This is a genomic window from Johannesbaptistia floridana, from assembly GCF_057440575.1.
The window spans coordinates 1-12,415 of the sequence record NZ_JALKVM010000230.1; the positions used below are offsets into that span (position 1 = coordinate 1).

Below are 12,415 nucleotides of genomic sequence, written 5' to 3' on the forward strand. Positions count from 1 at the left end.
TGGAATGCTTGTGTCCAATTCACCCCAACCACAATTCCTGTTGAGACTAATACTGCCAATTTAGGAGTAATTAGTTTAGACTTAAATCCATCATCTATTGATTGGGCTGAATTAGATTTTGATGGTAATTTAGTTAAACATGGGTCTATTTCATTACAAAGTAATTCTAGTAAAGGTAAGACACAAGCGCAATTTGTCAAAGCATCATTATTTCTAGTGGATTTATCCCTAAAAACGAGAAAGCCAATTGTTCACGAAAAATTAGACTTTTCTCGTAAAAAACAATCTTTAAGAGAGACTAACAAGAAATATAGTCGGATGTTGAGTAGTTGGGGATATAACTCGTTTTTTAAGATTTTAGCCTCTATTGCCGCTAATAGAGGTGTAGAAATAAAAAAAGTAGCCTCTCAATACACTTCTTTGATTGGCATGGTTAAATATATGAGAATGTACGGATTGAATAGTGGTGTAGCGGCAGCTATGGTTATTGGTAGAAGAGGGATGAGATTAAGTGAAAGATTACCGCAGACCATCAAGACTGCTTTATCTGTGAGGGATAGGGCACATCTATGGCGCGCGTATTATAAACTGAATAAACTATTGAAAGCTGAACTTGGATACATAAAGAGGAATACCTTTTATCGTATCGAAGTTTACCCTAACTGGGTATGTAAGGTCAAGCCAACTATTGAGTCTACACATGTACGTGTAGAGTACCGAGTAATTGGCAAGGAATAAAAACACTTTACATAGCAAAAGATACACCGCTGACTTTTTTCTGTCTTATTTTGCTGTTTGAGTAAATTTGAGTAGATTTTTAGAAGCGGTTTTAGAGAGTAACCACAGTTATGAATTTCTAGTCTGTCTGAATATTTTATAATTTGTATAGGTCTACGTTTTCTATAATCTCGGTGCATCACTGCATTAACAATCGCTTCCCGAATCACTTTACGAGGAATCAGAGGAATTTCTTGACGTTGAACACTATCTTCAGCAAGTCCAAAACGGTTGGGTAAATCGTTTAAAACGTATGTAACCATTCGAGGAATACCTAAAAGTAATGGTTCTCGAATTTCAATGGTTTGGTATCTATCTTGATAGTCGCCAATCCATTCTGTTCCTTCAATTAAGATATAATCAACCCGATGTAGTGGACAATAACGCCGTAAAGCTATCGTATTGCCAAATAGTAATAATCCTGCGATAGTAGGACAATAATTCCCATTTTGTTTACTGATGACGTTAAGAGAATAGAGTAAGTCTTGGTCAGAGTAATCTAATTCAGGTGCATTGGGTTTTAAATTAGCTTTGGCTTGTCTATAGGCTTGAATAGCATTAGGATCTAAGTCATCTAATGTTGCTTCTGTTATTGGTGTGGTGTCATAACTTATAGATTGACGTGTTTGATAGAGTTCTTGCAAATCATTATCATTACAACGATGATCCCCTGAAGAAATACGACGAAATGCTCCTTTAGGCAATCCTGTCGCTTGGAGATAAACAGGTTTTTCAGTCGGTTGTGCTTCAGGGATATAAGCAATAATGATAGTTTTATTATCTTTAGTAGCAAGTTGAATTTTAGGACGGATAGTAATATTAAATTTCTGGCAGCAAAGACTGGTTAGATCTCTTTGAATTTTATCAGGTTCGTCAATTCCTATAATTTCATATTCTTTAGTTTCGCTATTTTCTGGCGCAATAACTCCTAAGATTAAATATCCTCCATTTAAACCAGTTTCATTGGCAAATGCACAAATTGTCTCTAAGCAACTTTTCCCAATATTTGAGGCTTTTTTTGCTTCAATTTGTACGCTTTCATCTTGGGTGATTAATAGTTCCCAAAGTTGATCAAAGGTTAGCATTTACTTTATAACTTCCGAAAGTTTGCGTTTTTATGGCTGATAAATCTCGTTCATTTACCTTCATTTTTGAATTTATACCCATGTAATGCTATATATCAATTTTTGTGCTATGTTGCTAGAATTGTATCCCACTAAATTTTAAATTTTCAGTGGGTATATTAATTACCGATTTGGAATTTAACTTTCGATTATTGCTAGGAAGAATTTGTCTGCTCTCAAAGAGGCGAAATCGGGATCAGTTTTAGCTAATTCTCTATTTTCTTCATTCAGGCTAATTGCTTCTTTGAGACAGTCTATAGCTAAATCTATTTGTTGAGTTTTAGCGGCACAACAAGCTTGATTATACCAAGCATATTCATCATCTGGTACTATATCTATGGCTTTTTGATAACTAGCTATTGCCTCTTCTAGATTTTCTACGTAACGATAAGCATCTCCTAACTTATACCAAGTCCAAAAAGCTTTTGAGTCTGTTTTTAAAGCTTCTCGATAACTTTCAATTGCCTCTTGATATTGTTTGCTTCTTAGTAAAGCATCTCCGCGTCTATACCATGCCCAATAATCATAGGGATGAATTGTTAAACTTTGGTCATAACTGTTTACTGCTTCTGCATATCTTCCTAGATGGCGATATGCGTCTCCGCGTCTATACCATGCCCAATAGTCATTGGGTTTTTTTAACAATGCTTTTTCAAAGCTATTCATTGCTTCTACATAGTCATCTAGTTCTTCTAATGCTACGCAGCCGCGATGATACCAAGCCCAATAATCATCTTGTCGAATTTGTAAGGCTTTATCTAAGCTTTTTATTGCCTCTTCATAACGTTCTAAAGCGTACAATACATTGGCATGACGATACCAAGACCAGTAATCATCTTCGCGAACAGCCAAGGCATTTTCATAGGAGGCCATTGCTTCATTATAATCTTTTTCTTCTTCTTGTCGTTTGCCTTGATGGTACCAATACCAGTATTCTTCCGACAATGAAGAGAATTTTTTTTCTTCACTCATAAAAACCATTTGGTTATCCTTGCCTTAACAGCAGTTACAATAGTAGGGTAGGGAAAATTTATAAATTTTGCTTTATTCCAATAATAATGTTTTCTCTATACACTAAGAGATAAAATTTTTATTAAATTAGTTTTACTTCATACAAGGGCAATGCACAAGTCTTTTTGGTTCAAATTTTCCAGATTAGGTTTCTTTTCAGCAGTATTAATGGTAGCTATCACTCAAGTTAGCTTTTCTTGGCTGAATTCATGGCGAAAACATTGGACCCCCCACACACACTCTCAAGTTGAAATTTCTTCTTTGATTATAAATGAATTACGCAAGGTTAGTCAACTGAATACGGTTATTTTTACTTCTAGCTCTGTAGTTCCAGCTAATGCAGAACGAATTATTGGTGATTTTACAGTAGGGAAAACAGAATTACTCTACTTAGCTTATGGTGAAGTTAGGGCAGGAATAGATTTAGATGAGTTAAAGGCAGAAAATATTAGTCATTCAGCCACAGGTGTAGAAATTACTCTTCCTCCTCCACGAATTTTAGATAGTAAAATTGATGTACAACAATCCCAAGTTTATCATTACAACCGTGGCTTTTTGAATTTGGGACCAGATATGGCCCCCCAATTACAAACTTCTGCTCAACGTAAAGCTCTAAAGGGTATGGTTGCTATCGCTTGCAACGAAGGTATTTTAGAAGAAGCTAATTTAAAAAGTCAAGAGGTGGTTAAATCCTTATTAAGTCAAGCGGGATACCAAAAGGTGACAGTAAAAACTCAGTCTCCCACTAGTGATAGTTGTGTACTATAAAGTTTAAGACTTTTGTTGAATCGCTTGGCGGGGTGCAATAAACTTACTCAAAATTGCCAGCGAAAGCGGAGAGCGCCTTAGAGGCTGTTTTGTGGTCAATAATCTTGAGTTATTGGGAGGCGCTCTCCGCCACTTCACAAGTTATTTGTGACCCCAAACCATTAACTGGTAAAGGCTGGCAATTTTGAGCAGGTTTTCTCTCGCGGTGATAAGTTTCTTAATACGAGATAATTAGCTGTGCATTACACCCAGGTTAACCCATTGGACTAATTACTACAACTATTAAGCCTGGTATATTATACTACAATAGGGGCGAGTTCCCCCCTACGAACATCATAACTCAATCACCAGATACTTGTCAAGAAGAATAGAACCACTCAATTCTTCATTCGCCCATTCTTCATTCATAATATTGTTTAGCAATTCTAAGGGCTTGGTGAATATTAGTTAAATTGTTATCTTGATTTTGAGCAAGCATTTCTATAGATACCCATCCTGAGTAGTTAAGAAGTTTCAGAGTTTGCCCAAATAGTTGATGATTTACTTGCCCACTACTACCAATTACTTGTAGATTAGGTTCGCTAATATGAAAATGGCACAGTTGTGGTAATACTTGCTCTAAGGCAGGGGCAATTTCTTCTTGACTTAGAGTCATACCAGCGGCATCGAGATGTAAACCAAAACCAGGATTGTTAACTTTAGTTACTAGACGATATCCTTCTTGAGAGGTATTGATATAATCACAATTATAAGCTGCCGGATTAGGCTCTATACAAAACTTAATACCGTATTGATCAGCAACTGTTCCTAAATAGTCAAAAAACTCTACAGCAATTTCTTGAACTATGTTAGGAGAGAGATTACCTACCCGGCGGTTTTTGAGAGAGCCAAATACTAATACCTTTGCTTCTAGTTTTGCTGCTAATTCTATTATTTTAGCTAAATAATTACGGGTATCTTGTCTCTGTGCTTCACTCTCAAAAATAGTTAAATTTTTACCATATAACAGTGATTGCAAAGAAACAATTTCTATACCATAACTTAGCCAATAGTTTCGATATTCTTGAGCTTGTGTTGAGGAAACCTCGATAGGATGACTCCAAATTTTCCCGGGAGCAATTTCTACACCTTTTATAGAAGATTGGTGCAACAATTGTGCTACTAAATCGGTTTCTGAGGTTGACCAAGCTAGGTTAGAAATAGCTATTTTCATTGACTTATTTGTTAATTAAGTAAACAACACCACTATCTACACCAAACTTATCTGAGTAGGGAGCGGCAATTAGACCATAGTTACTATCTCCTGCTACAGCATAACCCATTCTGCTACCTGCTTCAGGCTCTGCGGGTCTAATTTTTGCTATTTCTTGATAGTCACTGAGGCTAATTATATATACGGCACCACTATCTACAGCGTCATCATCTTGATAATTAGCACCAATTAACACATCACCATTAAACATAGCTAGAGATTGCCCAAATACATCTCCTGCGGCTAAATCTCCGGGTATTATTTTTGCCAGGGATTCTTCTGTGGTTAAGTCAAATAGGTAAACAGTGCCACTATCTATACCTAGGGAATCTCGGTAGGGAGCACCAATTAATACTTGTTGCTGGGAAGATTCTAACGGTAATATACCTACTCCAAATAAGTCACCCACATTGCCTCCATCTTTGGGAAAGATTTTGGCTATTTCTTCTCCAGTAATTAAGTCAAATAAGTAAACAACACCACTATCTACACCAATTTGGTCTTTGTAGGGAGCAGCAACTATAGCGTATTTATCAGTAAGGGCTACTGAGTAGCCAAATAAATCACCCGCCGCCGCATCTCTAGGTTGAAATTTATATAATTGTTTTTTAGTAATTACATCAAAAAGATAAGCTACACCACTATCTTCCCCTTCTACATCTTGATAGGGTGCTCCCACTAAGGCATAATTATCACTTAAGGCTACAGCATAGCCAAATAAATCTCCTGGTTGTATATCTTCTACTTTTAAGGGTATTGCTCCTCTAGTTTGAGTAGTTAGAGAAAATAAATAGGCGGCACCTCCATCTTTTGCTATCGCATCACTATATGGTTGACTAACTAAGGCATAGCGATCGCTCAAATCAACGGCATATCCTAATAAGCCTCCTTTTTCTGTTTCTATAGCCGTCAGTTTTCCTATTTCTTCGTTTCTCTCTAAATCAAATAAATAAACAGCACCATTATCAGCAACACCATCGTCATGATACGGCGCACCTACTAACCCATACTTATCTTTCACTGCTACAGACAAGCCAAACCCATCCCCTCCTACAATATCTGAGGGTGCCAGTATTTCTATCTCTGGAGATTCTTGACTTGTTACTGGTGATGAATTGGTTATTATTATAACTAGTAGGGTGGCGATCGCCACTGGTAGCAAAATCTTTATTTTTTTCACTAATTTATTCATATTTCTACTATACTAATTTTCACTTATTGTAATCATCAGTTTTAGTGATTGGTATATTTCTTAACAAATTTTCTCAATTTTCCTAAGATTTCTGTCTTTGTATACAAGTATCCTGGTTTTGAAGCCTGCCACAATTTACTATACTTAGTTTTCATATCATAGGTAACAAGAGTTGTCTCTATGGCATTATTAATTGGAGATTGCCGTATTTCTGCTGCTACTGTTTGAGTTAATATTGGTTCGGTAGCTATATTGATTATACTTAAGTTGTTATTTGTGGCTATTTCTATGTCTCGGTTAAGGTCATCTAGAAAATAAAACTGATATATATTATCTAGATTAATTTTATCTACTCTATGGTTATTTAGTAAATCATAAATAATATTCTTTTTTAAGCCTTTGCCGAATAATCCGGGTAATCTCACCACTAGAGAGTTAAAATTATCCTGCACAAATAACTCTAATTGGCGTCGATGTTTTCCGTAGGATTGTAAGTTTTCTAAATCTATAGGCGTCGTTTCATCCACATCAATAGGATTAGCGTAAACATCAACGGTAGAAATTAACACAAACTGTTTAGCTGAGATAGTTTGTAAACAGTTAATTAAGTTAGAGATATTCTGCCAATCTTCATGGGGTTTTTGATTAGCTAACCATTTGACTGCTGATACTCCAGCACAAATTACCAAATCAAACTCCTGATTAACAATGGTTTGGATATTTTTAGAGTTATATAAATGGGTAAATTGTCTTTGAGTTGCTAAATTACTCCCGACAAATCCTGTATAACCAATTAAAGCAGATTTAATCATTGTACAAACTCAGATATTCTTTACTTCTAATTTTAAAATAGAGAAAATGCTTTAGCAGGAATCATTATTTTAGCTTCACAGGATTTTACTCTTAATTGAGCTGAATTTTCTGGATAAGCTTTAAGATAAATAATTGATGGAGTACCAATTTTATATGCTACTGGAATATGCCAATTTTCATGAGTGGGAGGTATTCCATAACTATGGTTACCAGGAATACCAATATCTTTGATTTGAGGTGTTTTTACTTCGATAACATTAACTAAGCCACGGGGTTTGAATAACTGAGGGAAGTTTAAATCATAATTTAAGCCTAAATCTAAGTAGTAAATATCTGGGTTTTCCTGGAGATTGACAGAAGTATCAAGGGTTAACTGTATCAAGTTGTCTTGTTTTTGGGTAATTTGACAGGTAACAGCAGGATAGTTGTGGTTAATTGATTTGAGTTTCTTCTTCCAAATGAGATTATAAAACGTTACTTCTACTAATTGATAATTAGGGAGAAACTCTCGATAAAACCACCAATTGCTACGTATTGCCCAAGTTTCCCAGGGGGTATAATCTTCTCTAAGGGTGGTTATATACTCTGGTTGCATTTTAGCGAAGCTTTCTAGATATTGTTGCCGACTTTCACTCCCTAAAGCATGGATAATATAATCAATACCAGTAGGATTAAAAGAATTGGCGATCGCATCTAAACTGCTAGAATAGGTTGATAGTATTCTTCGATTAACTGGTTTATCTTTTAACTCTTCCCTCAGATGTCTACCTATAGACACAGTCTCCTGCCATTTTGGTGGTAACCAACCTCCTAATTCTGGCACTTTGATAAATTCTGTTTTTTCTTGTTTAGCTTTAATTATCGTGCGTTGATAATTTATAGTCAAACTATAGCTATAAAAACATAACAGTATAACTAAAATTATCTTTGTTGCTGATTTAGATAATTTTCCTATAGATAGAGACTGTAAATATAGTAATTTAATTGCCAAATAAATAGTAAAAAAACTCACAAAAACACTGGGGAGAAAATAACGCACACTCAAAGTGCCACCCAGAGAAGATAATAATCCTGCCATGATTGTATTGCTACTGAGATAGCCTAGGAGTAAGTAAGAGATTTTATGCTCTTTTTGATAACCTTGCTGCCAGATAACTCCTAAAGCTAGACAACTGATAACTATAAATCCAATTAGATACAGATGTTGACTAAAACTAGACAAAGAAAAAAGCTTATTATTACCAGTAAACCAAAAAAAATACCAAAATTGGTCATTAGCAACGCCAGTAAAATTATCTTTTAGCCAGAGTTGGAGACTATTACCAGTAAATAAAGTTCCACCGCCATAAAAACTGACTATAGCACTTGTTAAGGTAATTATTAGTTTAGTTATTACTTTTTGCTTATCAACTGTAAATAGCCAAATCAAGATTAAAATTAATAAATTAATAGTGCTAGGGATACCATAATCATTAGACCAAAAAATTTGTATACCTGTTAAAATTCCTAGACTAAAGTAAGTAAAGATTGATTTAGGCGAAATTCTCAGAATCAAGAAGACAATTATAGATGTTAAGAAAGATAAAAAAAAGCGAAAGTTTAAATTACTATTACCAGGTCCGACAATTTCATTAACAAAATAGTATTCTTGAAAAACAAAAGTTAAAACTATTAAAGTTGTTGAAGCTATAATTATAGACCATTCAAGTTTTACTTCTACCAATCTCAATAAAATTAACAAGACTAAATAGTGAAGCAATAAAGATAAAAAATAAATACTAAATTGAGAAGCTGCAAAATTTTTACCTAACCCAAAAGTAAAAAAATAATTAAGATAAGTTGGACCTAAACCTAAATAGGGATTAAAATCTTGACCAGGAATTTCTCCTGATAAAATTCTTCGCACGGGGTTAAAAGATTGAAAAGCACCGTTATAGGGAAGATAATCTAAGTTAAACTGGTGATAACTAGCTATTAAAAAAATAGAAATTAGGGTGGTAGTAACTGCTACTATTATTAATAAAGATTGAGATTTGAACAGTTTTTTAGTCATATTGAGGTTGGTTAGCAAAATTCAAGTATAAAATAAAAAAGCTTTCTATAAATACTTAAACTTTCTTAATGAACTCCCAAATATTATAGGGCTAAAGCCCTACTACAAACACATTGATTGATAATAACAGGGTTTTATATGTCGGATTTGGTATAAGTTAAGAAAGTGGTGGATTAAACTGATGTAAACAGGCTTGAAAAAGAGTAATTAAAACTTGTAAATTACCACGAATGGGGCTAATTTTGGTAGGAATCGCTTGATTAAAAGGGTATTGACGAGTTACAGGTAATTCTTTAACTCTATACCCTAAACGACAGGCGCGAATCGCTAAATAATAATGTAATTCATAGGCGTTAAAAACTTCTCTAAAGGGATTGACACGTTTATCTAAGAGGAAACGACGACTATAACCCCGAAACCCATTAGTTGTATCTGTATAGATTTTGCCAGCAGCAAGACTAATAAGAGGCGCATGAATAAGTCTAATTCCTAGATATCTTAGCTTAGGTGTATTGATTCCCTTTCCTCCTGGAATAAAACGTGACCCTTGCAGATGATCCCAACCTTGTTGTAAATTTGAGATAAAATTAGGTATGGCTGTAGGATCGTCTTTGTTGTTGCCATCAATGGTGATAATTCCTTGATATCCTTGTTGTAAGGCATAGGCAAAAGCCATACGCATTTGGCTACTTAATTTACCACTGTCTCGCTTAGTTAAGAGGGTAGATACATTGACACTGGCTAAGAATTCTAAGTCTAGAGAGTTATCATTGCTACCTCCATCAGCGATGATGATGTCTACACAGGAGGCTAAGTCTTTCATCTTAGTTAGTTGTTTCCTAATTTTTTCTCCTTCGTTGATAACAAATATACAGACACAGTATTGATGTTGACGAGGGAGAATCTTGTCAACTTGGTAGTGGGGAATTTCCCATTCTTCTATGTTTGTGGAATCTAAATCACTGTAACTATTCATTTGGTTTCTATATATTTAAATCTTGGGAGTCATGAACAATATTCTGTTTATTTTCCGGTATGATTGGTACAGAACTATTTTTTTCTGAAGCTACGTAATAGTTAGCCCAACCTCGGGATTTAGCGATTAATAACCCTATATATTCCGATAGTATGGCTAAAATTAGAGAAATTAAAAAAAACATTACCGCATTTTGCATCGAGATGGTTACCCAACCTTCGGCAACTTTATCTTTCAATAGATAGACTAACACTATATAAACCATATACAGTAAATTAAATAAACTCGCTACTAAGGCTAAATAACTAGCTAGTCGCAAGGGGTTAGCCGAATTCATAAAAATAATTTTTAATCCTAAGTTAATTAAATCAAATATATTTCTTGTTTGACGCTTTCTCAATCCACGATAGGGAGTATAGGTCAATATTTGAGTTTGATAGCCGATATAGTTACCCAGTAGACGTAGGTAACAGTAGTTGTCTGGTACTTGTGTAATGGCATTGACTACTTGTCTACTTAGGGCCCGAAGTTCAGTAGCATTTTTAACTATAGGTATGTTAAATAATTGATGACAACAGAAATAAAAACCAGAGGCGCCAATTTTTAACCACCAAGGATCCCCCCGGCGATCGCCACACACCCCAATGACAATATGATTTCCTGATAAACAAGATTCTACTATTTGAGGAATCAATTCAGGAGGATCATAACCAGGTAACATGATTACTATTACATCCCCAATCGCTGTATCTAAGCCTGAGGATATGGCTACTTCTACACCAAATTGGCGGGAAAGATTAAGTAGTCTTATTCCCGGATAGGTTTGTAAAATAGGAGTAATAGTCGTGTTGATATTGATTGATGTTCCGTCATTGACAATAATTAATTCATAAAATCTATAGTTAGTTTGCAAAATGGTGATAATGTCTTTAACCACTACCTCAATTTCGATATTTTCACCACTCATGGGAAGAATTACAGAAACCAAACAGTCATTACTTGGCATTGACTACTTACTCTAATTTAAATAATTGCTTTAGTTCTACAAATACATCATAAATATTGTCAATCTTACCACCTAGAACCGAGATTAAGTTGGGTAATTGGGAATCCTGCTTAAACAGAATTGGTCTACTATCATTCGTTTCGCTTTGGGGTAAAACTGTTTTGATTTCCCACAGTGATTCTCTATATTCACATTCTGATAGTATCGGTAGATAACGCATAGCGTCTTTAAGCATATAGTAATATTGGCTTTGACGTGGGGTTTCCTGATAAATTGTTTCGTTGGCATAGCTATAATCATCATGATCCTGCCAGTAACAGTGAGGAGTGTAGCGAACGTGTGTGAAACTATGTAAGTTACGGAGGGGAAAAGGCATCAAAGAAAAAAAAGGTCCACAAACTATGGTGATACCTAAATTTTGCAAAGTATCTGTTACTTGAGTTAAAGCTATTTCTGTAAATTCATGTTTGAGAGGAATAGTATTGAGATGAGAATTAGCTAAGACACTGTTTATATTAGAGTAAGTACAATTAAAAACATAAGCACTAGTAACGGTAAATACTTGTTGATGATTATTGATATAAGTAACTGCTAGTTCGGTGTTAGTAGTAGAGTGGATTTTAACTACTTCGCAGTTGAGTTGTAGAGAAATTTTAGCTTGAGTTAATTCTTCTGTGACTATTTTTGATAGCTTACTAGCATCAAACACATATTCTTCTGTTTTAAATACCGCTTCTACTAAATTAGGGTTAAATAAATTACTAATCTCCCCCTCCGCCTCTACTAAGGGTAGAGAAACTCTTTGGCAAAAACGCTGAAATTGCTTAGCATTCACTTGAGAGAACTTTTTGCCTATGCCATAGTAATTACTAAAATTATTTACAATTGCCTCTTGATATTCCTTGACAAATCCTGGTAAATTTAGATGCGATCGCCAAGCGGTTAGCAGGCTACGAGGATAGTGATAGCCATTATGTACCCTCGCTTGATTGTTGGTAGAAGCTCGTTCTAGTACATTGGAATTTTTTTCAATAATTAATACTTTAGCAGAATTATTGTGGAGATAAGCCCCAATTTTACAACCAAAAAAGCCTCCACCAATTACAATTACGTCAAAATAATTATTACTCATATTTTGCGTTCATTTTACCCACTAGATATCCGCCACTGTTCGGCTCTTCCCAATTATATTTTATTTATTTATTTATTATTTTATACTACCGTAAAAGTAGTTGTAGGGTGTGTTAGGGCGAAGCCCGTAACGCACCGTTAGATGAGTAATGAGTAGTACTTGTAGTAGGGTGCGTTAGGCCGAAGATTTCTCTTGATCAATCACAATGCCAGATAACGGATTGCCGTAACGCACCAAACATGAGTAATGAGTAATGAGTAACGAGTTTTGAAGTAAGAAGGTAGCCTGTAGGTAGCCTGTAGGTTGGGCAG

The 12,415-nt window shown here is 35.0% G+C and carries 10 protein-coding genes and 1 pseudogene; 2 read left to right on the top strand and 9 right to left on the bottom strand.

Annotated elements, in window-relative coordinates:
• A pseudogene (locus MW688_RS14730) lies at positions 1–738 on the top strand (hypothetical protein); the annotation flags it as partial.
• On the opposite strand, the gene MW688_RS14735 reads toward MW688_RS14730, so the two are convergent.
• Together MW688_RS14735 and MW688_RS14740 are read right to left on the bottom strand one after the other, a co-directional pair.
• Positions 654–1,862: an AlbA family DNA-binding domain-containing protein gene (locus tag MW688_RS14735; RefSeq protein WP_486736770.1), complete on the bottom strand. Its 1,209-nt coding sequence runs from the start codon at positions 1,860–1,862 to the stop codon at positions 654–656. The pseudogene MW688_RS14730 and the gene MW688_RS14735 overlap by 85 nt on opposite strands.
• A 177-nt stretch (positions 1,863–2,039) precedes the next feature.
• A complete protein-coding gene (locus tag MW688_RS14740) occupies positions 2,040–2,873 on the bottom strand; it encodes a tetratricopeptide repeat protein (protein ID WP_486736771.1) in 834 nt (277 codons plus the stop codon).
• A gap of 207 nt (positions 2,874–3,080) precedes the next feature.
• Between MW688_RS14740 and MW688_RS14745 the strand changes: the two genes are divergently transcribed.
• Complete coding sequence (locus tag MW688_RS14745; protein WP_486736772.1) at positions 3,081–3,680, top strand: DUF4230 domain-containing protein; 600 nt, start codon at positions 3,081–3,083, stop codon at positions 3,678–3,680.
• A gap of 400 nt (positions 3,681–4,080) precedes the next feature.
• Here the strand turns inward: MW688_RS14745 and MW688_RS14750 are convergent, their stop codons facing one another.
• The 7 genes from MW688_RS14750 to MW688_RS14780 form a co-directional block, all read right to left on the bottom strand.
• Positions 4,081–4,893, bottom strand: a complete 813-nt coding sequence (locus MW688_RS14750) for a sugar phosphate isomerase/epimerase family protein (protein ID WP_486736773.1) — start codon at positions 4,891–4,893, stop codon at positions 4,081–4,083.
• A gap of 4 nt (positions 4,894–4,897) precedes the next feature.
• A complete protein-coding gene (locus MW688_RS14755) occupies positions 4,898–6,124 on the bottom strand; it encodes a hypothetical protein (RefSeq protein WP_486736774.1) in 1,227 nt (408 codons plus the stop codon).
• Positions 6,125–6,165: 41 nt separating this feature from the next.
• Complete coding sequence (locus MW688_RS14760) at positions 6,166–6,936, bottom strand: NAD-dependent epimerase/dehydratase family protein (protein ID WP_486736775.1); 771 nt, start codon at positions 6,934–6,936, stop codon at positions 6,166–6,168.
• Positions 6,937–6,968: 32 nt separating this feature from the next.
• The gene (locus MW688_RS14765; RefSeq protein WP_486736776.1) at positions 6,969–8,990 is read right to left on the bottom strand and encodes a hypothetical protein; all 2,022 of its coding nucleotides are present in this window, start codon (positions 8,988–8,990) and stop codon (positions 6,969–6,971) included.
• Between the two features lie 157 nt (positions 8,991–9,147).
• On the bottom strand, positions 9,148–9,966 hold the full coding sequence (locus MW688_RS14770; RefSeq protein ID WP_486736777.1) for a glycosyltransferase family 2 protein: 819 nt from the start codon (positions 9,964–9,966) through the stop codon (positions 9,148–9,150).
• Between the two features lie 7 nt (positions 9,967–9,973).
• Positions 9,974–10,972 (bottom strand): glycosyltransferase, encoded by a 999-nt coding sequence (locus tag MW688_RS14775; protein WP_486736778.1) that lies wholly within the window; start codon positions 10,970–10,972, stop codon positions 9,974–9,976.
• A gap of 7 nt (positions 10,973–10,979) precedes the next feature.
• A complete protein-coding gene (locus MW688_RS14780) occupies positions 10,980–12,104 on the bottom strand; it encodes an FAD-dependent oxidoreductase (RefSeq protein ID WP_486736779.1) in 1,125 nt (374 codons plus the stop codon).
• Between the last annotated feature and the right edge of the window lie 311 nt (positions 12,105–12,415).